Raw genomic sequence first — 24,037 nt, 5'->3', positions numbered from 1 at the left:
CGTCACTTCTCCTTGGCCTGGTCGCCGAGCTGGATGTCGTGCCAACCCGGGTTCAGTGTCATGTCCTGCTCGTGGATGTCGCCGTCGCGGTCGCGCCACTTGATGTGCGCCTGCACCGGGCCCGACTCGGAGCCCAGTCCGAAGTGGACCTCGTGGCTGCGCTTGCCGGAGTGGCCGCTGCCGCCGTCGACGCGGTTGATCTGCTTCTTGCCGGACGCGGTGGTGATCGTCACCTGCGCGCCGATGACGGGTGAGCCCGCGCCGCGGAACGCGCCCTCGGACCGGTTCTCCTCGTGCGTGAGGCGCAGGCCGAGGAAGTCGTTGCCGGTGGTCGCGGTGTTGCGGAACAGGACCGGGTCGGACCACTGCCGGGACACGGCCATGTCGAGCTTGCCGTCGCCGTCGATGTCGCCGGTCGCGATGCCGCGGGTCGGGATCGGGGCGGCCAGGCCCAGGTCGGCCGACACGTCGCTGTAGAAGCCCTTCTGGTTCTTGGCGAAGAAGTGGAGGTGCTGGTTGCCGCCCACGTCGTCGCCGGGGCCGACGATCGGCCACCACATCGGGTTGTCCAGCAGCGCGTCGTTCGCCGTGGCCAGCTCCTGGAGCTGCGGCCAGCGGTTCACGTCGCCCTTGACGAAGCCGGTGGCCTGCAGGACCTCCAGCTCGCTGTTGTTGTCGAGGTCGGACAGCTTCACGTCCCAGCCCCAGCCCGACCAGGCGAGCTGCAGCGGCGCGCTCTCGTCCTCCCACACCGCGTCGCCGTCCTCCAGGCTGGAGGTCACCCGGTTCAGGTTGTTCTCCGTGCTGAGGAAGGCGAAGTGCGACTCCTCGATGCCGAACGACGTGGTGATGTTGCTGACGTACATGTCGTACACCTGGTCGCCGTTCAGGTCGCCGAAGTCGACGCCCATGCCCTTGAACGAGTCGATGCCGACGTTCTTGGACTTCGGCTCCATCGGGCCCTTCGAGCCCTCGACGACCTCGAACTTCAGCCTGCCCGGCGTGGACATGTTGTAGAGCAGGCGGTCCGGGCCGAAGTCGTTGCCCACGTACAGCTCGGGCAGCATGTCGCCGTTCACGTCGTTGGAGCTGGACGCGAGGGCCCAGCCGCGCGAGACCTCCAGCGGGAACGGGTCGGACATCTCCCACTTCGGGGTGCCGCCGGAGACGCCCTTGGACAGGAAGATGTAGTCCTCGCCGCCGTTGAACCCGGCGGACATGGAGTGGTTCATCCACACGCCGCTGTTCTTCGACGGGTCCAGCACCGGGCCGTGCGGGAAGTAGTTGCCGATGAAGATGTCGTCGTGGCCGTCGCCGTCGAAGTCCGCGACGGTCGCGGAGTTCGAGTTCCACTCCGGGCCGTCGTAGTCGCCGGACGCCTTGCCGGGCACCAGCTCCGTCGGCTGGTAGGTGTCGTTGGTCATGCCGGCCGCGTCGGGCTTGGCCAGGTGCAGGATCGGCGTGCGGCCCCACATGTAGATCAGCAGGTCGAGCCGGCCGTCCTCGTTGTAGTCACCGGGCACGCAGCCCATCGGCGCCATGACGTCGTTCATCGGCAGCGAACCGGGCGACAGCGCGAACGGCGCGTAGCGCGGCTGCTCGCCCGACTCCGGCGCCGGCGAGATGATCACCTGGTCGGTGCGCACGTCGACGAAGCACAGGTCGTTCGACAGGCCGTCGCCGTCGAGGTCGTTCAACGCGACCGCCGAGCCGACCGAGGAGATCCACGCGTTGATGTGCTGGTAGCGCTGGTTCACCTGGCGGATGGTCTGCTGGGTGTAGCCGCCGGGCAGGGCGATCGTCTCGGGCGTGAACCCGTACCGGGCCGCGACTTCCTGCCTCTCCTCGGCCGACACCTGCGGCAGCCGGGCCACCAAGAACGTGGCCGCGACGAGCACGAGTGCCATGACGCCGGGTAGTTGCCTGCGCAGCCAACTGGCTGTGGAGGTCACAAGCTGACTCCTTCCTGGTGGGCTGATTCCTCGGCGATGCGTCGCCGCCACGCCTCGGACACGGGTCCGGCGCCGTCGGGGACCGGCGGCGCCGGGTGCGCGTCCTCGGTGGCTCGGGCGGCCTCGCCCGCAGCGCCCCCCCGCGCCCCCCGGGCGGGGGGCCCCCCCGGGCGGGGCGGGGGGGGCCCGCTTCGTCGTCCGGGTGCCGTTCGGGGTGGGCGCTGCACCGTCCGCAGCCCGTTCGAGAGGTCTGTGGGCCCTTCACCGTTCGCGGTGGCGTTCGGGGACCGGCCGGGTGGGTGCTTCGCCCGGGTGCCGTCGGGGGCGGGCTAGCGGGCGGGCCACGAGCCGGGCGGCGTGAACCAGGCCGGGATCAGCCAGTTCGCGCCGGCCGGGTCGGTGTCCTCGGCGGTCCCGGCCTGGTCGCCGGCGAGCGCGAGCAGCGCGATCACGACGGCCGCCAGCTCCACGTCGTCCGGTTCGCCGCGCAGCACGACGAGGCGCGGTCGGGACGCGGTCACGTCGGGGGGTTCCCGTGCTTGCGCACCGGCAGGTCGGCGCGCTTGGCCCGCAACGCCGCCAACGCGTCGATCAGGGTGGCGCGGGTCAGCTCCGGGTCGATCACGTCGTCCACCAGGCCGCGCTCGGCGGCGTAGTAGGGGTGCATCAGCTCCCGCTGGTACTCCTTGATCCGCTGCGCCCGCACGACCTCCGGGTCGCGCGCGGCGGCGATCTCGCGGCGGAACACGACGTTCGCCGCGCCCTCCGCGCCCATCACCGCGATCTCGTTGACCGGCCAGGCGAACGACAGGTCGCAGCCGATCGACCGGGAGTCCATCACGATGTACGCGCCGCCGTACGCCTTGCGCAGGATGAGCTGCACCCTGGGCACGGTGGCGTTGCAGTAGGCGTAGAGCAGCTTCGCGCCGTGCCGGATGATCCCGCCGTGCTCCTGGTCGCGTCCCGGCAGGAACCCGGGCACGTCCACCAGCGTCACCAGCGGGATGCCGAACGCGTCGCAGAGCTGCACGAACCGGGCGGCCTTCTCCGAGGAGTGGATGTCCAGCGCGCCCGCCCGCGAGGACGGCTGGCTCGCCACGACGCCCACCACGTGCCCGTCCAGCCTGGCCAACCCGCAGACGATGTTGGTCGCCCAGTTGGCGTGGACCTCGAACAGGTCGCCGTCGTCCACGATCTCCTCGATGACCTTGACCACGTCGTAGGCGCGGTTCGGGTCGGCGGGCACCAGGTCGAGGATCGCCTTGTTCCGCCGGTCCCGCGCGTCCCGGGGCACGACCGACGGCGGCACCTCGCGGTTGTTGGACGGCAGCATGGACAGCAGGTGCCGGACGTCCTCCAGGCAGGTCTCCTCGTCGTCGTAGACGAACCCCGCCGCGCCGGACAGGGCGGCGTGCACGTCCGCGCCGCCCAGCTCGTCGTGGGTGATCTCCTCGCCCGTGACCGCCTGCACCACCTCGGGACCGGTGATGAACATCTGCGAGATCCCGCGCACCATGAACACGAAGTCGGTCAGGGCGGGCGAGTAGCTGGCGCCGCCCGCGCACGGGCCGAGGATGACGCTGATCTGCGGGATCACGCCGGAGGCGCGGACGTTGCGGCGGAAGATGCCGCCGTAGCCCGCCAGCGCCGAGACGCCCTCCTGGATGCGCGCGCCCGCGCCGTCGCTGAGGCTGACGATGGGCGCGCCCGCCGACTCGGCCAGGTCCATCACCTTGTGGATCTTCTCCGCGTGCGCCTCGCCGAGCGACCCGCCGAAGATCCGGAAGTCGTGCGCGTAGGCGAACACCGTGCGCCCGTGCACCTTGCCCCAGCCCGCGACGACGCCGTCGGTGTGCGGCCGGCGGGCCTCCAGCCCGAAGCCCGTGCTGCGGTGCCGGCGGAACTGCTCCACCTCGCGGAACGTCCCGGGGTCGAACAGCAGGTCGATCCGCTCCCGCACGGTGAGCTTGCCGCGGTCGCGCTGGGCCTGGTCCGCCGCGGCGGACGGCCCCTCGGCGACGGCGGCCCGGATGGCGTGCAGCTCGGCCACCCTGGCCCGCATGTCCCACGGAGCTTCCCCGGGCGGGGCGTTCTCGGTCGTGGTCATACCAGTCCTCCCTGTTGGGCCGGCGCGTCGCCCGAGGACGGGAACCGCCCGGCGGGACGAAGAAGTCCACGTGCTCGTCGACCGGGTCCGCAGCCGCCCGACGCCGCCTCGGCCGCGGCGGGCGACGGCGGCGACGCGGCGTCCCGACCGGGCGGACTCGACCTCGACCGGCGCGCCCGGGTCGACCGGGTCCGCCCCGACTCGACCGGGTCCGCGCCGGCCCGACCGGCTTCGTCCCGGAGGCCGCCCGGCGCGGCTGACCACGGACACCGTTCCCGGTGACGCCGGGCGGACCCGCGAAGCCCTGCCACCGCCGCGCGGAAGCCCGGTGAGCGGGTCAACCCTCAACGGATGCGCGCCACCGCAGGACCCTGTCAGTCCACAAAGGACGGACTCTCGGGACCACTCCGCGAAACCCTTGACCAGCACGTGTTTCCCGGCCAAGTCTGTGCACGGCGGGGAACGCGCGAGTCACAGCGCGGTAATCCCCGCCGGGAGCCCGGACGCGCGCACGGGTCGTGGCCCCGGCGCACCGTGGCGGCGCCGGGGCTCGTCGTGGCGCTCTCCCGCGCCGGGTCACGCCAACAACTTGAGGATCACCGACTCCGTCGGGCACGTCGACATCACCGCGTCGGCCTGGGTGACGTCCTCCTCCTCGGTCAACTCCGCGCGCAGCACCTCGGCCTCGCCGTAGGGGTCCAGCCGGAACAGGCGCGGTGCGAGCGCCTGGCACAACCCCGTGCCACGGCACGTCTCCTGGTCGACCGAGAGGGTCGCCCTCGGCTTCGCCGTCACGCCGGAGCGCCCAGGTCGACCGGCAGGCGCAGCGGCGAGCGGATGAGCCAGGTGGGCGCCCACTCGACCTCGTCGCGCGGCACCGTGAGCCGCATGTTCGGGAACCGGCGGAACAGCGTGGAGATGCCGGTGCCGACCTCCATGCGCGCCAGCGCCGCGCCCAGGCAGTTGTGCAGGCCGTGCCCCAGCCCCACGTGCCGCACGCCGGTGCGGGTGATGTCGATCCGGTCGGGGTCGGTGAACTGCGCGGGGTCCCGGTTGGCCGAGAGCAGCGAGAGCAGCACCGGCGACCCCTTGGGGATCGCGACACCGCTCACCTCCAGGTCCTCCGCGGCGAACCGGAGCAGCCCGGTGGCGAGAGCGCCCTCGTAGCGCAGGAACTCCTCCACCGCGCCGGGCAGCAGCTCGGGCCGCTCGTTCAGCAGCGCGATCTGGTCGGGGTGCTCCATCAGGCCGAGCGACGCGGAGCCGAGCACGCCGCGCGTGGTGTCCAGCCCGGCCATGATCATCACGGCCAGCATGGACAGCAGCTCCTCCTCGGAGAGCCGGTCCTCGCCGTCGCGGGCCTGGATGAACAGCGACGTCAGGTCGTCCGCCGGGTCCTTGCGCCGCGCCTCGATCAGCTCGCGGCCGTACTCGCCGATCTCCTCGAACGCGCGGGTGCGGTCGTCCTGGAGTTCCGGGGCGGTGGTGAACGCCCGGTCGATGGCGTGCAGCATGTCGTTGAACCGGTCGAGCTGGAAGCCCAGGAGGCTGCCGAGCGCGCCCGCCGGCACGGCGCTGGCGAACGTCATCAGGTCCGGTTCGTCCTGCGCGGCGAGCTGGTCGATCGCGTCGTTGACGATGCGCTCGACCGTGGCGCGCCACTGCTCGATGCGCCGGGGCGTGAACGCGCCCATGGCGAGCTTGCGGATCCTGGTGTGGTCGGGCGGGTCGAGCACGGTCACGATCTTCTCGACCACCGTGCCGGACGCGAACACCATGCCCGCGCCGCGGGCGCGGTCGTTGGCCCACTTCGCGCCGGAGGTGCTGAACCGGTTGTCGCCGAGCGCGGCGTGCACGTCGGCGAACCGGGTGATGATCCAGGTCGGCACGTCGTCCACGGGGAAGGCGAATTCGTGGACCGGGGAATTCTCCCGCAGCCACTCCAGCGCCGGGTACGGATTGCGGAAGAACTCCGCGGTGAACAACTGCGGTGACAGCACCGGAGCGGCCATCGACGGTCTCCTTGGTGGTTCGCGTGGGATGCCTCTGCGCCCGCCCGACGCTAGGTCCGGCCGGTAACCGCCGAGTCACCACCGACGACGCCCGGAACCGGAAAGCCGTTACCCCGGTGTGGGTTGCCAGTGCCTTGATATACATACCGTAACCGACATGACCCGCCAGCGTGACGATTTCGAACCCCTCGAAGATCCGACCCAGCTCACCGCGCTGTACGTGCGCGCCTTCAACGCCGGCAACGCCGACGCCGTGAACCGGCTCTACACCGAGGACGCGGTCGCGGTGTGGGAACCCGGTGTGGCGCTGTCCGGCGACGACCGCCGCAAGCACATCGAAGACGTCATCGCCCGCGGCGCCTCGGTGCAGGCCACGCTGCGGGACTCCTTCGTCGCCGGCGACACGGCGCTGCTGATCGTGGACTGGGCGCTGTCCGCGACGAACGAAGAGGGCGTCGTGGAGGAATCGACCGGTGTCGGCGCCGACGTGCTGCGGCGCGGGGACGACGGCCGGTGGCGCTACGCCGTGGACAACCCCTACGGGCAGGGGTGAGGCGAGCCACCGGCGGGACGAGTCAGCGAAGAAAGGATGCACTATGACGGACAGCGAAGCACTTCGGTCCGTGCTCGGCGCGGTGCAGGACATCATCCCCGTCCTCCGCCGCAACGGGCTGCAGGCCGAGGCCGAGCGCATGATCCCGACGGAGAACATCGATCTGCAGGACAAGGCGGGCGTGTTCCGCATGGCGGTGCCGCGCCGGTTCGGGGGGCTCGAACTGTCCCTGGCCGACAAGGTCGCGGTGCTCGCCGAGATCGCCCGCGGGTGCCCGTCCAGCGGCTGGCTGGCGGAGACGTGGGTGTCGAACGCGTGGATCGCCACCCTGTTCCCCGACCGGGCGCAGGAGGAGGTGTTCGCCAACGGCTCCGTCCGGGTCTCCAGCGGCTTCGCGCCGACCGGCCGGGTCGTCCCCGTCGAGGGCGGTTACCGGCTCAACGGGCGGTGGAACTTCAACTCCGGCTGCCTGGGCGCGCACTGGAACGTGACGGTGGCCGTGCTGGACGGCACCGACACCAGGGTCATGGGGTTGGTGCCCATGACCGAGCTGACGACCATCGACGACTGGGACGTCTCCGGCGGCGCGGGCACCGGCAGCGTCACCACCGTGGCCGAGGACGTCTTCATCCCCTCCCACCGGGTGCTCGACTTCGAGCACGCCATGGCCAACAACGCGCCCGGCCGCACCAACGGCGGCGCGGACGGGCGTTCCTACGGCCTGGTGAGCATGATCATGGCCGAGTGCGCGGCGGTGTTCACCGGCATCGCGCGCGGCGCGTACGAGCTGTTCCTCGAACGGCTGCCGGGACGCGGCATCACCTACACCTCCTGGACCGACCAGCGGCAGCACCCGCTGACCCAGATCCAGGTCGCCACCGCCAAGAACAAGATCGACGCCGCCGACGCGCTGTCCCGCGGCTGGCTCGAACTGCTCCAGCGCCGGGCCGACGCGGGCGAACTGCCCACGGTCGAGGAGCGGGCGATCGTGCGCGGGCAGACCATGTTCGCCGGGCAGCTCGCCAAGGAGGCGGTGGACATCCTCTACTCCCTCAGCGGCGGCTCGGTGATCCGCCGCACGGTGCCGTTGCAGCGCTTCCACCGCGACCTGCAGGCGTTCATGCACCACGGCCTGACCAACGCCACCACGAATTTGGAGGTCCAGGGCCGGGTCCTGCTCGGCCTGGATCCCGACACCACGTTCCTGTAACCGGCACGCCGCCCGCGCCGACCGACCGTCGCCGACCGATGGTCCGGAGCGTGGGGGGGGGCCCCCCCCCCCGGGGGGGGGCCCCGGGGGGGGGCCGCCCCCCCGCGCGCCCCCCCCCCCCGCCCGGGCGGCCCCCAACGCCGTGGGGGTCGACCGAGGTTCCGGACCTCCGCCGGTCCCGCACGACCCCGGTCCCGCGCGCAGCCCGTTACCGCCGCAGGACCAGGTTCGGGTCGCGGCCGAGGTAGGCCACCAGCCGGTCGCCGGGCGTGGCCGACGCGGTCACCGGCACCGGGTCGGCGAACTGCGGGCGCCGGTCGGTCGGTCCCACCACGACCCGGGCGAAGTCGTAGAGGTCCGCGGCCAGCGCGTCCGGGATGACGCAGTCCGCGCCGCACGTCCGCGCGATGTCCCAGCCGTGCACGACGATCTCCAGCGCGCCCGTGCCCGCCAGCACCAGGCCGTGCAGCGGCGTGCCGCCGACCTCGACGAGCCGGTCGCCGCCCCGGCGACCGGCTCCGGTCCACGACTCCAGCAGCCTGGTGCTGAGGTGGCGGAACGCCGCGAGCACGTCACCGCCGCCGGGCGCGGGCGGCGCGGGGGCCAGGGCGAGCCGCCGGTGCTCGATGCCCTCGCACAACGCGGCCAGGGAGTCGTTGACGTGCGCCAGCAGCGTCCACATGTCCCACGGCCGGCACGGCGTCGGCAGGGAGAAGTGGTCGGTCGTCACGTGGTTGACGACGAAGCGGGCGTAACCTGTCGCGCGTTCGGCCAGGTCCTTGCCGCGGACGAGATCGGCCAGCGCCTCCTGGTAGATCCTCAAGGACGGCGTGTCCGCACTCGGGCGTCGGCCTCGATGGTCGAGGGGAGGCCGTACAGGGAGAACACCGCGCGGTCCTCGGCCACGGTGATGCCCTCGATCCCCGAATCCGACATGTCCAACACCTCGATGGAGTGCGCCCGCAGGACGCCGTCCGGGGTCGGCCGGTAGACGGCGAACCCCGGCTTGCCCGAGATGGTGATGGGGACCATGTGGCAGTTGCCCAGGGTCGGGCACAGCTCCAGGTGCCGCGCGACGATGTCCCGGCCGGTGAGCACCTCCGGCTCGGCGTTGCCGACGTCCATCACCGCCCCGTCGGTCAGCAGGCTCACCAGCACCGCCATGTCGCCGCTCTCGAACGCCGCGGCGTACTGGTCGAGCATCTCCCGCCAGGCGGGGTCGATCTCGTCCGCGGCCACCGCCGAGACCTGGGCCAGCTGGGCGCGGGCGCGGCGCAGCATGCTGTGCACGGCGCTGCCGGACGTGCCGATCACCTCCGCGATCTCGTTGGCCTGCCAGTTGAGCACGTCGCGCAGGATCAGCACCGCGCGCTGGCGGGGCGACAGGTGCTTCCACACCATCTGCAGGGCCTGGGCGCGGCGTTCGCGCGAGGCGACGATCGCCGCCGGGTCGGTGCTCTCCAGCGTGGGGGAACTCGCGCCCAGGAGCGCGCCGTCCTCCATGCTCCACGTGCCGTGCGCCTGTTCGTCGCCCCGCGAGTGCGGCAGCCCGGACGGCAGCGGACGGCGCTGGCGGCTCTCCAGCGCGGTGAGGCAGACGTTCGTGGCGATGCGGTACAGCCAGGTGCGGAATGACGAGCGACCCTCGAAATCGCCGTACGAGCGCCACGCGCGCAGCAGGGTCTCCTGCACCTGGTCCTCGGCGTCGTGCACCGAGCCGAGCAGCTGGTAGCAGTGCGCGAGCAGCTCCCCCCGCAGCGAGTTGGCCTGCAGCATGAACTCCGCGTCCACGTCCGAGCGGTCGTTCACCGTCATGTCCTGGTCAACACCCTGCGAGTGCAACTCCATCTCCAGCCCCCCATGCGCACGCAGACCTCTGTCACAGGATTAGACCGGGCTGCCGCCCGAAATTCGTCGCCCCGGCCGCGACGAATTTCACCGGCGCGGCAGGTCTACCCTTCCGTGCGCGAAACACTGAGCGAAGCCCTCGCGCGGGTCGGCGCCGTCCCCGACCCGCGCCGCCGGCAACCACCGGCGCAGCTCCGCCCCGACCGCTCCCCCGAGCCCGCCGAACCGCAGGTCGTCATCCCGACCCCCGGATGCACGACCTGCGGCTCGCCGGGCGAACGGCGGGTGCCCGCGACCGCGCCGTCCCCGATCGCCTCCGCGCTCGGCGCACCGACCCGGCCTCCGGTGGCCGCCCGCACCGCGCACGGTGCGGCCGCCGCGACGGCGACGGGCTGCGACGCGTTCGGTGGCCCGGCGATCGAGGGCTGGGCGTTCAGCGGCTCGGCGATCAGCGCCCGGTCGATCAGCGCTCCGGTGGTCGGCTGCTCGGCGTTCAGTGCTCCGGTGGTCGGCGGTCCCGCGGTCGGCAGCCGGCCGGGCGGTGCCTCGGCGGTCGGCGGCCAGGCGGTCGGCGACCCGGCGGCCAGAGGTCGGGCGACCGGAGGACCGGTGATCACCGGTCCCGGGTTTTCGCTCGCGCGCGTCCACCGGTGTCGGCACGACGACGTTCACCCCACGCGATGGCGGCCTATGACGCCCTCCGCATGCTGAGCGTCCGCGCCCGGGGAATCGTCCGGCACATCGCGGTGGCGTTCGGTCTCCGCACCGCGTTGTCGACCGTTCGCCCCCTGTTCGCCGGCAGGTTCACCACCCATATCGGTCATACACCGCGCGCGCTCACCGGAACTTCACACCGGACCGACGCGTTCCGATTCGAGAGGGGTATCGGCACGATCGCCGCAACCGCAATCCTCACGCCGTCAGGCCCGGCCCGCACTGCCGCCGACCCGGCCGCGAACATCCGCGAATCGCTATTCATGATCGGTACAGCACCCGCTGCCCTCCCGCGCGCCGACCGACGCGGCCCGCGCCGACCGCTCGGCCGCGCCGGTCGGGTCCGGCGGGGACCGAGGTGTTCGCAGGGAGTTCACCGCGATGCCCGTTGCCGCGGCGAAGTGGCCCGTGACCACGGTCGATCCACCGGCCGGCCGGGCGGGAGCCCCGGACTCGACGACCGGGATCCCGTAGTGACCGGACGACCACCGGTGTGGCCGAACCGGTGGGCGAATCGGGTGGCCGCACTCGACGTCGGCGTCCTTTCGGCCGGACACGACTCCGCGAACGGAGCCGTGCCGACTGTTCCGTAAACCGTCGGAACCCGAAAGAGGACGCCACCAAGACACGAGGAAGCAGCCACCAGTGCCACCGAATGGCGGATAGGTGATCATATCGCCGATGATGCTACATTCGTTTTGGGGGTAACCTTATCCGGGGTGGGCCACCACGGTGTGCGGAGGTTACTCCAATAGTGATTTAACAGATAGCGGACGCCGAGCGCAGTCATCGGAGACCGCGCAGCGATCGAGACCGTACTCACCTGTTACGCGAACCATGGGGGCATCGTTGCGTTTCAATATATTAGGTCCTGTCGAGGTCTTATCCGGCGGTCGACCGCTCACCCTGGGCGGCGCGAAGCAGCGGGCGACGCTCGCCCTGCTGCTGATGAACCCGAATCGCGTCGTCGCCACCCGCAGGCTCCTGCAGGCGCTGTGGGTCGAGGAGGAGCCGAAGACCGCCCGGAAGATCCTCCAGAACGCCGTCTGGAGCCTGCGCAACCTGCTCGGTGAGGGAGCCGACGCGGACGAGCAGGTCGAGCTGCGCACGCAGGCGCCCGGCTACATGCTGCGCGTCGAGCAGGAGAAGGTCGACATGCACTGGTTCCTCCGCCTGGTCAGGGAGGGCCGGGCGGAGTTGGCGAGCGGGTCGCCGGAGGTCGCCGCCTCGCTGCTGGGCAAGGCGCTCGCGCTGTGGCGCGGCCCGGCCATGGCCGACCTCGTGGACACCTGTGCGACGTGGCCGGAGTTGACCGCCCTGGAGAACGCCCGCCTCGACGTCACGGAGGACTACTTCGACGCGGAGCTGGCGTGCGGCCGGCACCGGACCGCGCTCGACGAGCTGGCGCTGGTGGTCGAGCAGGAACCGCTGCGGGAGAGGCGCTGCGGTCAGCTCATGCTCGCCCTGTACCGCAGCGGCAGGCAGGCCGACGCGCTCCAGGTCTACCGGCGCACGCGCGCCGAGCTGGTCGACAACCTGGGCCTGGAGCCGAGCCAGCAGTTGCAGTCGTTGCAGCAGGCCATCCTGAACCACGACCCGGAGCTGGCCCGGGTGGCTCCGCCCGGCGTGTCGCCCGCGCCCGTGGTGGTGCGCCCGCGGCGGCCGGTCACCACGCCGCACCCGGTGCCCGCGCCGAGGCCGCGGCCGGAGCCGGAGGCGCCGGGTGTGCGCCAGGTCGGCATCCTGATGATCCGGGCCCGCTCCGACGACCACGACGACCGGGCCGCGGACCTGCTAGCGGAGATCATCCCCGAGGTCGTGGCCCGCTTCGACGGGACGATCACCACGTCGATCGGCTCGATGTCGCTGGCGCTGTTCGACATCGACGAGACCGAGGAAGACCCCCGGATGGTGTGCGCCGCGGCCGCGATCCGCCAGGTGCTCGCGGACGACCCGCGCACCGCCGGGCGGGGCGTGAGCTTCCACGCCGCGGTCGTGACCGGCAAGATCCGCGTCTCCGGCGCGGCGCGCGACCTGCACGCCGTGGCGCCCGCGTCGCTGGACGAGTGCGCGACGCTGCTGGCGCACGTGCCCGCCGGGGAGATCTGGGTGTGCGCCACGACCCGGAGCGCGTCGTCGGCCGTCACCTACGACCACGTCGTGTTCGAGCACGCCAAGGGCGACGCGTTCGCGGCGTGGCAGGTGCGGGAGCGCTCGCCGGCGGCGGTCGGGGCGTACGCGCGCAAGGGCGAGATCGGCCTGCTGCACGACCTGCTCGGCTGGGTGGGCACGTGGTCGCGGCCGCACCTGGTCACCGTGCTCGGCGCGGCGGGCACCGGGAAGTCCCGGCTGATCGAGGGGTTCGCCCGCTCGGTGAGCCGCACCGACCAGGCCCACGTGGTGACGCTGCGGTGCGGCGGCGGACCGTCCGGCGAGGCGACCAGGGCGCTGGTGGAGGCGTTCGGCGGGTTGCCCACGCACGCGCACGCGCCCCGGCACGACCTCGCCGCGGGCGCGCTCGACGTGCCGCCCGGGGGGCGATTCGTCGACCGGATGAGCCTCAACCGACCCGCCGTGGTGCTCATCGACGACCTGCACCTGACCGACGACTCGCTGCTCGACCTGCTCGACGACATGACCGGCTCCCGCCGTGCGCTGCCGCTGCTCGTGGTGGTGGCGACCGACCTGGAGCTCCTGGGGAAGCGCCCACAATGGGGAATGGGCCGGAGCAACACCACGACGATCCCGCTGGACCTGCCGGGCGGCCCGCAGGACACCACGCGGCGACTCGCGCCCGCGGCGACGCTGAACTACACCGGCGCCCTGGCCGAGTAGCGCGTTCGGCTCGCTGACGACTGGGGACGACGAACGGGGTCCGGTCCACTGTGGACCGGACCCCTCCGTCCGTCAGGACAGCAGCTCGGCCACCTGCGAGGCGGCGCGGGAGCCGGTCTCCAGCGCGCCCTCGACGAAACCGTGGTAGCCCACCGCGATGTCACCGCCGGCGAACGTGACCCGGCCGTGCGCCTGCTGCAGGCCGCGCACGATCGTCGTGAGCTGGTTGGGCCTGCGCAGCGCCCAGCCGCCGCGGGTGAACTGCTCCCGGTGCCACGCGGTCGTCCGGAAGTCCCGGACCCGCGCGCCCGGCAGCACCGTGTTGAGCCTGGCCTCCAGGGCCGCGCGGTCGTTGAGCGGCAGCGTCGGGTCGACGCTGAACGCCACCGCCAGCTGGTCGCCGTTCGCCAGGTCGCCCTGCGGGATCACCCAGGAGAACGGCGCGCCCGCCGGGCCGATCGCCGACGTGGTCACGCCGGGGGCCAACCGGAGGTGCACCTTGATCGCGTTCGGCACGCCCACGCCCTGGGTGGTCGCGGCGCTGTGCGCGCGGGGCAGGCCCGGTGCGAAGTAGATGGTGCGCCAGACGTTGACCGGCACGGCCACGACCACCGCGCCCGCGGTGTACCTGGCCCCGGTGGTGGTCACCACCTCGACGGTGCGGCCGTTGTCGAGGACCGCCGCGACGGGGCTGTTGAGCCGCAGGTCCGCCTGGCTCTCGGCGAGCAGCGCGTCGAGCACCGCGCGCATCCCGCCCACAGGGCGGAAGGCGTTCAGCGAGTCCCAGCCCTCCTGGTTCCACCCGCACAGCGCCCACCACTGGGCCAGCGCGGTGAGGCCGCCGGTCGTGTCGGTGCCACCGGAGTAGATCGAGGTGACGGCGCTGAGCCACTGGTGGTCCTGTGCGGACAGTCGCAACCGGTTGACGCCGTCGCGCAGCGTCAGCGGGTCGACCGCGGCGAGCAGGTCCTGCCGGACGAACGGGTCCAGCGGCTGCGGGAAGTACTGCTGGGAGCCCTCGAACAGCCTGGCGATCAGGCTCACCAGGTGGTTGTTGGACGCGACGGCGTCGACCTCGCGCGGGCCGTTGGCGGTCGGGTAGAACGACGTGGGCACGGCCACGCCACCGGTGACGAGGCCGATGCCGTACCGGTCCAACTCGGCCATGGCCCGGGCCTGCCGCAGGCTGAACCACTGGCCGCCGTACTCGATGGACTGGTCGGCGAACGTGCCGGTCCAGGTGCGGCCGCCGATCCGGTTGCGGGCCTCCAGCACGACCGTGCTGTGGCCGGCCAGGCGCAGGTCGCGCGCGGCCGCGAGACCGGCGAACCCCGCGCCGATCACGATCACGTCGGCCGAGTCGCGGGTCGACGCGCGGGCCGCGCCGCCGGCCCCGGCCGCCACGGTCAACGCGGTCGCGCCGGCCGCCGTCAGGAATGTCCGCCGACCCAACGTGCCACTGCCGCGGTCGGCCTGCTCATCACGTTCCGAACTCACCTTGCGCACGCTCTATCCCCCACGTGAGGTCTCGAATTCCACCCCGCCGGATGGGCGAGTTGTTTACTCGCCAGTTCTATCGGCAGGCGGTAATCGGGCGATCACCGCGATTGCACCTTATTCGATTACCTCGCGGTGACCGGCTCGATATCCGACGTCCGCACCTGCGGAAATGACGGCCAAGCGACCGCCGGGACCGTGCCGACAATCGTGCACGAGCCGTCCGGAATTGCACACGGACCGGTTCAGGAATTCGCAGGGCAGAGCGACTTCGGAATTTCTTCGGAGCAGGTTCGGAACGGTGTGGCGCGGGGTCAGGAGACCAGGTACTGCTGGCCCGGCATGAAGTCGCCGAGCGGCACCGCCGCCGCGCCCGCCGCCAGCACCACCTCGGTGAACGGGTCGCCGGCGTGCATGGCGAGCAGCAGCGACCCCGCGCCGAACCAGCGGCGGTCCACGACGTCCTGCCTGGCCGCGGGCATGCTCTCGTTGAGCGCCCAGTTGGAGATGAACAGGTCGGCGGCCACGTCCGTCTCGGCGACCAGGCCGATCGGCACGAGGTTGACCCGGCCGCGGACCGGCCGCACCGGTCCGGTGTCGTGCAGCACGACCCGTTCCTCTCCCAGCACCGCGCACAGGTAGAGCCACTGCACCGCGCTGAAGACCGGGGTGTCGAAGATGACGCACGTCGGTTCACCGCCGTGCAGGGCGACTATCAGGCGCATCAACGCGCCGAACCCGCCGCCCCATTCCACGATCGTGGCCGCGTCGCCGATGCGCCGCCCGGTGGCCTCTTCGTAACGCAGCAGGTGGAACACCTGGTGCACGGTGTTCGAGGAGGTCCGGATGTCGCTGTCCGGCAATGGCGTGGTCGGCGGGTCGCCGACCGGCGGTTCGGCGAGCAGGTGTTCGTCGGCCAGCCGCGGGCGCACATAGGGCAGTTCGTGCGGCAGCACTCGTTCGTCGACGAACATCTGGAACGCGATCGAGGGGTGGCGCAGGAAGTCGGCGGGCGGCGCCGGCAGCAGGTCGCGTGCCAGTTCCGCGTTGCGCCGCGCCCAGTCCGGGCGCACGTAGCGGGCGTCCACCAGCGGCCGCACCGCGGCCAGCCGTTCGGCGAAGCGCGAGGCCAGGTCGCCGAACGCGCGCGGCGGGTCCGTCCGGTCGGGTGTGCCCATGCCCGGTTCGCTACCCCAGCCGGCCCGGTCGAAACCGGCGGTGGTCCGGGCGGGTGTCGCAGTGCTTCGCCGAAAGACACCCGCCCTCGTGCACCCTCGTCGTCCGCGGACCCTCCCACTGTGGTGGACACCCCGGCCGGTCGACCTTGCGATCACCTTGCGATCCCCGCGCACCGGAGCACGCCCACCTCGGCGGTGCTCCGGTGCGGTGGCGCCGGTTCCCCTCCCCCTTGGCCGGGAACCGCCCCTGCACGGGGTTGGCCTCAGGCGTGGGCGGACCGTCCGCCGGCGCGTCCACAAGGGATTCCCCCGCCCGGCGGGCCGCCTTTGACCTGCACTGATCCTCTCCCGGTCGCGTGGTCCGGACAACGCGGCAACCCGGCCGGGCCGACGCGTGGTTCCTTGCCGGGACCCGGCAAGGAGCGCTCGTCACGCTTCCCCGGCGCAGCGGGCGCAGCAGTGGGGTCCGACCGCGCGGTCCCGCCCGCACCACCCGTGGGCGACCGCGTGGGTCCAGAGCAGTCGCCACACCGTGTGCACGACCCGGTCCTCGAACACGCGACCGCAGTGGTCGCAGATGAGCACGAGCGCGGTCGAGCCCCGTGCCGCGGGGATCGCGGTCACGCCCGGTGTTCTCGTGGTGGGTGGTTCGTCATCGCGTGACCACTCTGGCCGCAAACCGCGCCGATGCACCTTGCGGTCAGCTTGCGATCGCGCCGCGACCCGCGAACGTGTGGTTTCGTCAGATACATGTCAGGTCGTCCACCTGCGGTTTCCCGGACGATGGAATGAGGAGCCGAGAAGGGATCGAGGAGTGCGCGTGATCGACCACCACGAGCAGGACCCCTTGTGCCGGGATACCGTCAGCGCGCTCGCCGCGCAGTTCGGCGGGCGGGTGCCGCGGAGCACGGTGGCGCGCACCGTCGCCGACGCCCGGCTCGACCTGGAGGGCCGGATCCAGTCGGAGGCGCTGGCGGACATGCTGCACCGCCTCGCCCGGCACCGGCTCGACGCCATGATCACGGCGCGGACGTGAGGATGGCGTTCGCGGAGCGCACCGCGTCCGTCCCGGCGGACGCCGAGGTGGTGTTCGACGTCGTCACCGACGTGGAGCACCTGTCGACCTGGCTGCCGGCGGGCGTGGAGGTCGAGCGGTACGGCCCGCACCTGGTGCGGCTGTGGCTGGGCGAGGAGGTCGTCGAGCGCCGCGTCGCCGTCGACTGGGACAAGCTGCGGATCGACTGGGGCAGCCGGTCCGCGCCCACCTACGTGGGCGCGCTCCAGGTGCTGCGCGTCGCACCGGGCCGCAGCGCGGTCACCGTCCGCCTGACGGGTCCCGCCGGGCTGCCCGCGCCCCGCCTGGACGCCTGGCTGGCCCGCGCCCTCGAAGCGCTCGTCGAGGTGGTCGGCGCGGAACGGGGCACCCCACCCCGCTCCCTGCTGGTGCCGCCGACGTAGCGGCCCCGCGCGGGCGGCCGGGGCACCACGCCCGAGCGCGGCAACCCACAGCACCACGCCCGAGCGCGGCAACCCACAGCACCACGCCCGAGCGCGGCAACCCGCAGCACCACGCTTGAGCGCGGCAACCCACAGCACCACGCTTGAGTGGTCTGAGGCACCACGCCCGAGCGCCCGCAGCCCACGGCACCGCGCCGCCGCCCGACCCGGGAACCGCCCTGGTCCGGGCCGTTCAGCCGGACGGCACGGTGACGAAGCCCTCCCGGACCATCCAGTCGCGGGCGACCGCGGCCGGGTCGCGGCCGTCGACGTCGACCTCGGCGTTGAGGGCGCGGATGGTGTCGTTGTCCAGCGCGGCGGTGACGGGGGCCAGCACGCGGGCCACCTCCGGGTGCGCCTCGTGGAACTCCTGCCGCAGCACGACGGCGGCGTTGTACCGGGGGAAGAAGTTCCGGTCGTCCTCCAGCACCACCAGGTCCAGCGCGCGGATGCGCCCGTCGGTGGTGAACACCTCGCCGAAGTCGCACAGCCCGGTCGAGATCGCGGTGTAGATCGTGCCGATGCCGAACGTCTTGACCTGCGTCGCACGGGGGTCGAAGCCGTAGGCGGCGGCCACGCCGGGGAACCCGTCGTCCCGGCCGGCGAACTCGGTCTCCAGGCAGAACACGCCCCGCGCCGGGTCCTGCCGGATCAACGCCACCATGTCCGACGTGGTCCGCAGGCCGTGCTCGCGGGCGTAGGACCCGGTGACGGCGAACGCGTAGGTGTTGTCGACCGCCGAGTGCTCCAGCCAGCGCAGGCCGTTGCGGGCCAGGTCGGCGTCGCGCACCGCCTCGAACTGGGCGCGCTCGTCCGGGATCGGCTCGGTGTTGCCCAGGTAGCTGATCCACCCGGTGCCGGTGTAGTCCCACGACAGGTCGATGTCACCGGACAGCAACGCCTGCCGCGAGCTGTTGGAGCCCTGGATGTTGGTCATGTCGCGCACCTCCGCGCCCGCGGCGGCCAGCGCGACCTCGGCGACGTAGCCGAGCACCTGGTTCTCGGTGAAGTCCTTGGAGCCCACCGCGATCTCCACGCCGGCCAGCTCCGGCACCGGGCGGATCGAACCGGGCCCCACCTGGAACGGCAGCGCGAAGGACGATTCCAACCCGCAGCCCGACGCCAGCACGGCCGCCGCCACGAGCACCGCCGCCCGCCGGTTCACCGCAGCCCTTTCGGCCCGAGGCACATCTCGGCCACCGCGCCGAGCCAGTCCACCAGCAGCGCCAGGCCGACCGCCAGCACCGCGCCCGTGACCAGTACGGGCAGGCGCGCGAGCTTGTAGCCGGTGTCGATCAGCAGGCCCAGGCCGCCGCCGTTGACGAACACCGCGAGAGTGGCGACGCCGACCGCGTGCACCAGAGCGGTCCGCGCCCCGGCCAGGATCAGCGGCACGGCCAGCGGCAGCTCGATCCGGCGCAGCACCGCGCCCGCGGACATGCCGATGCCCCGCCCCGCGTCCACCAGGGCCGGGTCGACGCCCCGCAGGCCCACCACCGTGTTCCGCAGCACCGGCAGCAGCGTGTAGAACGCGATCGGCAGCACCGCCGCCCACAGCCCTTCCAGGCCGGACACCAGGAAGAACAGCACCAGGATCCCGACCGCGGGCGACGCCTGGCCGATCGTGGCGACGGCGAGGAACACCGGGGCCGCCCGGCGGGCCCACCGCCGGGTGAGCACGACGCCCAGCGGCACCGCCACCACCAGCACCAGCGCGGTCACCACGAGGCTGATCACCAGGTGGTCCCAGGTCGCCGACGCGAGTGCGGGCACGGTGAGGCTCTGCCGCTCGATCGAGTCGAGGTCGCGGGTGAACGCCCAGGCGAGCACCCCGCCCACGAGCACCACGACGGCGACCGGCTGCGCCCACAGGCGGAACCGCTCGGACCGCGAGCCGGCCGCGCGGGTCACCGGGTCACCTCCGCGCGGTCGTCGCGCAGCTTCCGCACGGTGTCGATCACCGCGTCCATCTCCACCACGCCGACGTACTCGCCACGCGCGCCGGTGACGACGGCCGTGCCGCCCTCGGTGAGGATGGCCTCCAGGGCGTCCTGGAGCGTCGACTGGAGCGTCACGGAGCCGCCGACGGGCCGCCGCTGCCTCGGGTCGGCCGCGCGCACCCAGCTCACCGGCCGCTCGCGGGCGTCCAGCAGCAGCGCGTGCGCCCGGCCGGCCTCCGCCAGCCGGCGGCCGACCTCGGCCGGCTCGTCGTCCACCGACGCGGTCAACGCCCGGCCCAGCTCCACCTCGCGGACCCGGCGCAGCCGGAGCTGCTTGAGCGACGCGCCCGCGCCGACGAACCCGGCGACCGTCTCGTCCGCCGGGTTGGCCAGGATCGCCTCGGGTGTGTCGTACTGGAGCACCGCCGACCGCGGTCCCAGCACGGCGATCCGGTCGCCGACCTTCACCGCCTCGTCGAAGTCGTGCGTGACGAACACGATCGTCTTGCGCAGCTCCGCCTGCAGCCGCAGCAGCTCGTCCTGCAGGTTGCCGCGCGTGATGGGGTCCACCGCGCCGAACGGCTCGTCCATCAGCAGCACCGGAGGGTCGGCGGCCAGGGCGCGGGCGACGCCGACGCGCTGCTGCTGGCCGCCGGAGAGCTGTCGCGGGTAGCGGTCGCGGAACGCGGCCGGGTCGAGCCCGACCAGGTCGAGCATCCCGTCCACCCGCTCGGCGACCCTGGTGCGGCTCCAGCCCAGCAGGCGCGGCACCGCGCCGACGTTCTGGCCGACCGTCAGGTGCGGGAACAGCCCGGCCTGCTGGATGGCGTACCCGATGCCGCGGCGCAGCCGGTCCGGGTCGAGCGACCTGGTGTCGCGGCCGTCGATGGTGATCCGGCCGGACGTCGGCTCGATCAACCGGTTGATCATCCGCATGGTGGTGGTCTTGCCGCACCCCGACGGACCGACGAGCACCACCGTCTCCCCCGCCGGGACGGTCAGGCTGACCGACTCCACGGCGGGCGTCGCCACGCCGGGGTAGCGCTTGGTCACCTCGACGAGTTCGATCTCACTGGCCACGGATCCCCCTGGAGACGGTGTACCGGCCGATGACCGCGAAGATCCCGTCCAGGACCAGCGCGAGGACGACGATGCCGAGCGTCCCGGCGACGGCCTGGTTGGTCGCGTTCGCGCTGCCGGCCCTGGTGAGCCCGGCGAAGATCTCCACGCCGAGACCGGGGCCCCGGGCGTAGGCGGCGATCGCGGCGATGCCCATCAGCATCTGCGTGGCGACGCGGACGCCGGCGAGGATCGCGGGCCACGCGAGCCGCAGCTCGACCCGGGCCAGCACGCCCACGCGGCTCATCCCGATGCCGCGCGCCGCGTCGCGCACCGCGTGGTCGACGCCGCCGAGGCCGACGATCGTGTTGCGCACCACGGGCAGCAGCCCGTACAGCACCAGCGCGACCACGGTCGGCTGCACGCCCAGGCCCAGCACCGGGATCAGCAGGCCGAGCAGTGCGAACGACGGGATCGTGAGCACCGCGCCGGTCAACGCCGTGGCGGCGGCCGACCCGAGCGTGCTGCGGTACACCGCGACCCCGATCGCCACGCCGAGCAGCGCGGCCATCAGTGAGCACTGCACCACGGCGCTGACGTGCAACAGGGCCTCGACCGCCAGGCGGTGCCACCGGTCGGCGACGAAGTCGAAGAAGCTCACCGCACCACCCCGGACCGCTCGGGCCGGAGCCGTCCCCGCGGACGGCCTCCGTCTACTTCGGACAGAACGTGGCGTCGACGGCGGACGTGCGGCGTCACCGGCCGCTCAGAGCACAACATGAGACCCCATCGTGGCCCACCGCGACGGGATCACACCTGACGAACACCCGACGATTCACTCGAGTTGACGAACGCTCAGGACGTCCGGTCACGGTGCGCGCGTGCCACCACCGTCCCGATCACCGCGATCACCGCCGCGAGCACCACGACCGCGCCCGTGATCGTGTCATTGGCCGCCGCACGCGCCACGGCGTACTCCTCCACCTGCGGCGTGACGGTCAACCACGCGCCGACCGCGAGCAGCACCAGCGGCAGCCACGGCGTCTCCCGGGGCGCGAGGGCGTGGACCAGCGAGCACACCAGCACCGCGCTGCCGGCCAGGACGGTCGTCCACTGCCGGTCCAGGTCACCCCCGGTCATCGGGTAGCGCAGCGCGAACGGCGCCATCACGAGCCAGAGCCCGGCCACCAGACCCAGCACCGCGCCGAACGACGTCGCGGACCTCCCCGCGGCCCGCGACATCCGATCCTCCCCCGACGATGGCGGCCGCACGGCGTTGCGCGGCCCGGCCCGATTCTGCCGCGTCGTGGCGTCGGCGAACCTGACGCTTTCCTTGCGATGCCACCCGACCCGACGGCGCCCCTGCACCCAACGCCGACCGGATCCCTTGCGCCACACCGAACCGGGCGCTCGGCTCGGCGACCACCACCCGCGGGTCCACGTCGAGCGGGCGCAGAATCTCCACCTCCCGCCCGTGCCCCGCCGCCGCCGTCTCCGTCGGCGATCTCCGCTGCCGACCTAAGGCGCTCAACCACCACCGGGGGGTGTCTCATGTTGTCGATAACATCATGATCGACACAGCGCGCCTTCGGGAAAGTTGCGCAACTTCATAGTCCCTGATGACGCCGGTTGTTAGCGATTCAGAGTCGAACCGATTCGACCCCTCTCACAGCTGTTAGCGATAACAATCCAGGCTTGCCCGCGTCGATCACGGCTCGTATCGTTCCGGGAGCGCTCCCGCCCGTCGGGCCGGACAGCGCACCACGCCGCCGCCACCGCTCCGCTCAACCGATCGAAGAGGACACCGTGGCTGCACTGAGAAAACTCGCCACAGCCCTGTTGACGACGGCCGCCGTGACGGTCGCGATCACGCCGCCCGCGTCGGCCTACCCCGCGCCCGGTCGCGTGACCGGCGACATCGGCGTGCACGACCCCAGCGTGGTCAAGCGCCCGGACGGCAGCTACCTGGTCGCGCACACCGGGAACGGCATCTCGCCGAAGACCTCGACCGACCGCACCGCCTTCCCCAACGGCGCGTACGTCCACTGACGACCACCCCCGTGCAACGACGCAGGGAGAGCACCGTGACAACGACGACCACCAGGGGATCGCGGGCACCACGCCGCGTCCCGCTCGTCCTGATGGCCACCGCCGCGCTCGTCGGCGGGATCACCTCGGCCGTGCCACCGGCGGCCTCCGCGGCCGTGGTGGACACCGGCGCTTCCTACGTGCTGGTGAACCGGAACAGCGGCAAGGCGTTGGACGTCTACAACCTGGCGACCAACGACGGCGCGCCGATCGTGCAGTGGGCGCGCAACGACGGCGCGTGGCAGCAGTGGCAGTTCGTGGACTCCGGCGGCGGGTACTACCGGCTGAGGTCGCGGCACAGCGGCAAGGTGCTGGAGTTCGGCTCGACCGCCGACCGCGCCGGGCTGGTGCAGAACACCGACGCCAACCGCACCGGCCAGCAGTTCCGGCTCGCCGACTCCGACGGCGGGTTCGTGCGATTGCTCAACCGCGCGAGCGGCAAGGCGGTGGACGTGCTGGACTTCTCCACCGCGGACGGCGCGCAGGTCATCCAGTGGCCCGACACCGGCGGCGCCAACCAGCAGTGGCAGCTGGTGAAGCTGGGCGGCGCGGGATCCGGGACGTTCGCCAACCCGATCAAGCGCAACGGCCCCGACCCGTGGCTGCAGTACCACAACGGCTACTATTACCTCGCCACCACCACCTGGAACTCCACCATAACCATGCGCCGCTCCCGCACCCTCGCGGGCCTGTCCACCGCGGCCGACCAGGTGGTGTTCAACCTGGCCGGCAGGCCCAACGGGTGCTGCAACATGTGGGCCCCGGAGTTCCACCTGATCAACGGCCGCTGGTACCTGTACTACGTGGCCGGGCAGAACGTGCCGGACTACAACCCCACCCAACGCCTGCACGTGCTGGAGTCCGCCGGCGCCGATCCCCTGGGCCCCTACACCTTCAAGGCGGACCTGGGCAGCACGTGGGAGCTGGACCCCAGCATCCTCCAGCACAACGGCCGGCTCTACCTGATGGGCAGCGCCATGGACGGCACGCAGTCGCTGACCATCACCCCGCTGTCCAACCCCTGGACCATCAGCGGTGCGCGACGCACGATCTCCCAACCGACGCTGGCGTGGGAGCGGCAGACCGCGCCGGTGAACGAGGGCGCCGAGCCGCTGTACCACAACGGGCGCACGATGATCGTGTACTCGGCCAGCGCGTGCTGGGGTCCCGACTACAAGCTGGGCCTGCTCACCCTGACCGGCACCGACCCGCTCAACCGGGCGCACTGGACCAAGTCGCCGAACCCGGTGTTCCAGCGCAACGACGCCAACGGCGTCTACGCCCCCGGCCACAACGGGTTCTTCAAGTCCCCCGACGGCACCGAGGACTGGATCGTCTACCACGCCAACGACTCCGCCGGCGGCGGCTGCGACATGAACCGCTCCACCCGCGCCCAGAAGTTCACCTGGAACCCGGACGGCACGCCCAACTTCGGCACCCCCGTCCGCCTCGGGGCCACCCTCCCCGCACCCTCCGGCGAACCCGCCGACTGACGCCGACCGCGGGGGGGGGGGGGGGCCCCCAGACCCGCGCCCACCCCCCCCGGC

Annotated in this window: 23 protein-coding genes; 8 read left to right on the top strand and 15 right to left on the bottom strand. The window is 72.4% G+C overall.

Annotated features, from left to right (window positions below; genetic code table 11):
- Positions 1-2: 2 nt before the first annotated feature.
- The 5 genes from ACFXGA_RS11190 to ACFXGA_RS11170 all read right to left on the bottom strand — a co-directional run bounded on the left by ACFXGA_RS11190 (position 3) and on the right by ACFXGA_RS11170 (position 6,071).
- A complete protein-coding gene (locus ACFXGA_RS11190) occupies positions 3-1,952 on the bottom strand; it encodes a CRTAC1 family protein (protein WP_378086617.1) in 1,950 nt (649 codons plus the stop codon).
- 329 nt (positions 1,953-2,281) lie between these two features.
- The gene (locus ACFXGA_RS11185) at positions 2,282-2,473 is read right to left on the bottom strand and encodes an acyl-CoA carboxylase subunit epsilon (RefSeq protein WP_378086615.1); all 192 of its coding nucleotides are present in this window, start codon (positions 2,471-2,473) and stop codon (positions 2,282-2,284) included.
- On the bottom strand, positions 2,470-4,059 hold the full coding sequence (locus tag ACFXGA_RS11180) for an acyl-CoA carboxylase subunit beta (protein WP_378086613.1): 1,590 nt from the start codon (positions 4,057-4,059) through the stop codon (positions 2,470-2,472). The genes ACFXGA_RS11185 and ACFXGA_RS11180 overlap by 4 nt, the downstream gene beginning before the upstream one ends.
- A gap of 576 nt (positions 4,060-4,635) precedes the next feature.
- Entirely contained in the window at positions 4,636-4,854 is a 219-nt protein-coding gene (locus ACFXGA_RS11175) for a ferredoxin (protein WP_378086611.1), read from the bottom strand.
- Positions 4,851-6,071 carry a cytochrome P450 gene (locus ACFXGA_RS11170; RefSeq protein WP_378086609.1) on the bottom strand — a complete coding sequence of 407 codons (1,221 nt, stop codon included), beginning with the start codon at positions 6,069-6,071 and terminating at the stop codon, positions 4,851-4,853. Before ACFXGA_RS11170 ends, ACFXGA_RS11175 begins: the two co-directional genes overlap by 4 nt.
- 157 nt (positions 6,072-6,228) lie before the next feature.
- Between ACFXGA_RS11170 and ACFXGA_RS11165 the strand changes: the two genes are divergently transcribed.
- Complete coding sequence (locus tag ACFXGA_RS11165; protein ID WP_378086607.1) at positions 6,229-6,624, top strand: YybH family protein; 396 nt, start codon at positions 6,229-6,231, stop codon at positions 6,622-6,624.
- 43 nt (positions 6,625-6,667) lie between these two features.
- Positions 6,668-7,834 (top strand): acyl-CoA dehydrogenase family protein, encoded by a 1,167-nt coding sequence (locus ACFXGA_RS11160; RefSeq protein ID WP_378086605.1) that lies wholly within the window; start codon positions 6,668-6,670, stop codon positions 7,832-7,834.
- 208 nt (positions 7,835-8,042) lie between these two features.
- On the opposite strand, the gene ACFXGA_RS11155 is transcribed toward ACFXGA_RS11160, so the two are convergent.
- Both ACFXGA_RS11155 and ACFXGA_RS11150 read right to left on the bottom strand, forming a co-directional pair.
- A complete protein-coding gene (locus ACFXGA_RS11155) occupies positions 8,043-8,657 on the bottom strand; it encodes a TIGR03086 family metal-binding protein (protein WP_378086603.1) in 615 nt (204 codons plus the stop codon).
- Positions 8,654-9,682: an RNA polymerase subunit sigma-70 gene (locus ACFXGA_RS11150; protein ID WP_378086601.1), complete on the bottom strand. Its 1,029-nt coding sequence runs from the start codon at positions 9,680-9,682 to the stop codon at positions 8,654-8,656. Before ACFXGA_RS11150 ends, ACFXGA_RS11155 begins: the two co-directional genes overlap by 4 nt.
- Before the next feature lie 114 nt (positions 9,683-9,796).
- Between ACFXGA_RS11150 and ACFXGA_RS11145 the strand changes: the two genes are divergently transcribed.
- Positions 9,797-10,393, top strand: coding sequence for a hypothetical protein (locus tag ACFXGA_RS11145; RefSeq protein WP_378086599.1), 597 nt, complete (start codon positions 9,797-9,799; stop codon positions 10,391-10,393).
- Positions 10,394-11,233: 840 nt separating this feature from the next.
- Entirely contained in the window at positions 11,234-13,231 is a 1,998-nt protein-coding gene (locus ACFXGA_RS11140; protein ID WP_378086597.1) for a BTAD domain-containing putative transcriptional regulator, read from the top strand.
- A 72-nt stretch (positions 13,232-13,303) separates the two neighbouring features.
- On the opposite strand, the gene ACFXGA_RS11135 is transcribed toward ACFXGA_RS11140, so the two are convergent.
- The 3 genes from ACFXGA_RS11135 to ACFXGA_RS11125 all read right to left on the bottom strand — a co-directional run bounded on the left by ACFXGA_RS11135 (position 13,304) and on the right by ACFXGA_RS11125 (position 16,530).
- Complete coding sequence (locus tag ACFXGA_RS11135; RefSeq protein ID WP_378086595.1) at positions 13,304-14,728, bottom strand: flavin monoamine oxidase family protein; 1,425 nt, start codon at positions 14,726-14,728, stop codon at positions 13,304-13,306.
- A gap of 314 nt (positions 14,729-15,042) precedes the next feature.
- Entirely contained in the window at positions 15,043-15,906 is an 864-nt protein-coding gene (locus ACFXGA_RS11130) for a hypothetical protein (RefSeq protein ID WP_378086594.1), read from the bottom strand.
- 429 nt (positions 15,907-16,335) lie between these two features.
- Positions 16,336-16,530, bottom strand: coding sequence for a hypothetical protein (locus ACFXGA_RS11125; RefSeq protein WP_378086592.1), 195 nt, complete (start codon positions 16,528-16,530; stop codon positions 16,336-16,338).
- 196 nt (positions 16,531-16,726) lie between these two features.
- On the opposite strand from ACFXGA_RS11125, the gene ACFXGA_RS11120 reads away from it, so the two are divergent.
- Together ACFXGA_RS11120 and ACFXGA_RS11115 are read left to right on the top strand one after the other, a co-directional pair.
- A complete protein-coding gene (locus ACFXGA_RS11120; protein WP_378086590.1) occupies positions 16,727-16,942 on the top strand; it encodes a hypothetical protein in 216 nt (71 codons plus the stop codon).
- Positions 16,943-16,944: 2 nt separating this feature from the next.
- A complete protein-coding gene (locus tag ACFXGA_RS11115; RefSeq protein ID WP_378086588.1) occupies positions 16,945-17,364 on the top strand; it encodes an SRPBCC family protein in 420 nt (139 codons plus the stop codon).
- Between the two features lie 232 nt (positions 17,365-17,596).
- Here ACFXGA_RS11115 and ACFXGA_RS11110 read toward each other — a convergent pair whose 3' ends face one another.
- From ACFXGA_RS11110 to ACFXGA_RS11090, 5 genes are all read right to left on the bottom strand, one after another.
- A complete protein-coding gene (locus ACFXGA_RS11110; protein ID WP_378086586.1) occupies positions 17,597-18,568 on the bottom strand; it encodes a glycine betaine ABC transporter substrate-binding protein in 972 nt (323 codons plus the stop codon).
- Positions 18,565-19,314, bottom strand: a complete 750-nt coding sequence (locus ACFXGA_RS11105; RefSeq protein WP_378086584.1) for an ABC transporter permease — start codon at positions 19,312-19,314, stop codon at positions 18,565-18,567. The genes ACFXGA_RS11110 and ACFXGA_RS11105 overlap by 4 nt, the downstream gene beginning before the upstream one ends.
- Positions 19,311-20,423: an ABC transporter ATP-binding protein gene (locus tag ACFXGA_RS11100; protein WP_378086582.1), complete on the bottom strand. Its 1,113-nt coding sequence runs from the start codon at positions 20,421-20,423 to the stop codon at positions 19,311-19,313. Before ACFXGA_RS11100 ends, ACFXGA_RS11105 begins: the two co-directional genes overlap by 4 nt.
- Positions 20,413-21,063, bottom strand: coding sequence for an ABC transporter permease (locus ACFXGA_RS11095; RefSeq protein ID WP_378086580.1), 651 nt, complete (start codon positions 21,061-21,063; stop codon positions 20,413-20,415). The genes ACFXGA_RS11100 and ACFXGA_RS11095 overlap by 11 nt, the downstream gene beginning before the upstream one ends.
- A gap of 194 nt (positions 21,064-21,257) precedes the next feature.
- Entirely contained in the window at positions 21,258-21,644 is a 387-nt protein-coding gene (locus tag ACFXGA_RS11090) for a hypothetical protein (RefSeq protein WP_378086578.1), read from the bottom strand.
- 564 nt (positions 21,645-22,208) lie between these two features.
- On the opposite strand from ACFXGA_RS11090, the gene ACFXGA_RS11085 reads away from it, so the two are divergent.
- Entirely contained in the window at positions 22,209-22,451 is a 243-nt protein-coding gene (locus ACFXGA_RS11085; RefSeq protein ID WP_378086576.1) for a hypothetical protein, read from the top strand.
- 35 nt (positions 22,452-22,486) lie between these two features.
- A complete protein-coding gene (locus tag ACFXGA_RS11080) occupies positions 22,487-23,983 on the top strand; it encodes a family 43 glycosylhydrolase (RefSeq protein WP_378086574.1) in 1,497 nt (498 codons plus the stop codon).
- Positions 23,984-24,037: the final 54 nt, after the last annotated feature.

This window comes from Actinosynnema sp. NPDC059335 (assembly GCF_042752395.1).
Classification (GTDB): domain Bacteria; phylum Actinomycetota; class Actinomycetes; order Mycobacteriales; family Pseudonocardiaceae; genus Actinosynnema.
Note: the sequence above shows the minus strand (reverse complement) of the source record. Positions and strands in the feature narration are given on the sequence as shown.

Coding starts and splice junctions, on each gene's coding strand:
- ACFXGA_RS11165 (WP_378086607.1), top strand. CDS start 6,229: ATGACCCGCCAGCGTGACGATTTCGAACCCCTCGAAGATCCGACCCAG.
- ACFXGA_RS11170 (WP_378086609.1), bottom strand. CDS start 6,071: ATGGCCGCTCCGGTGCTGTCACCGCAGTTGTTCACCGCGGAGTTCTTC.
- ACFXGA_RS11160 (WP_378086605.1), top strand. CDS start 6,668: ATGACGGACAGCGAAGCACTTCGGTCCGTGCTCGGCGCGGTGCAGGAC.
- ACFXGA_RS11115 (WP_378086588.1), top strand. CDS start 16,945: ATGGCGTTCGCGGAGCGCACCGCGTCCGTCCCGGCGGACGCCGAGGTG.
- ACFXGA_RS11130 (WP_378086594.1), bottom strand. CDS start 15,906: ATGGGCACACCCGACCGGACGGACCCGCCGCGCGCGTTCGGCGACCTG.
- ACFXGA_RS11150 (WP_378086601.1), bottom strand. CDS start 9,682: ATGGAGTTGCACTCGCAGGGTGTTGACCAGGACATGACGGTGAACGAC.
- ACFXGA_RS11180 (WP_378086613.1), bottom strand. CDS start 4,059: ATGACCACGACCGAGAACGCCCCGCCCGGGGAAGCTCCGTGGGACATG.
- ACFXGA_RS11090 (WP_378086578.1), bottom strand. CDS start 21,644: ATGTCGCGGGCCGCGGGGAGGTCCGCGACGTCGTTCGGCGCGGTGCTG.
- ACFXGA_RS11140 (WP_378086597.1), top strand. CDS start 11,234: ATGGGGGCATCGTTGCGTTTCAATATATTAGGTCCTGTCGAGGTCTTA.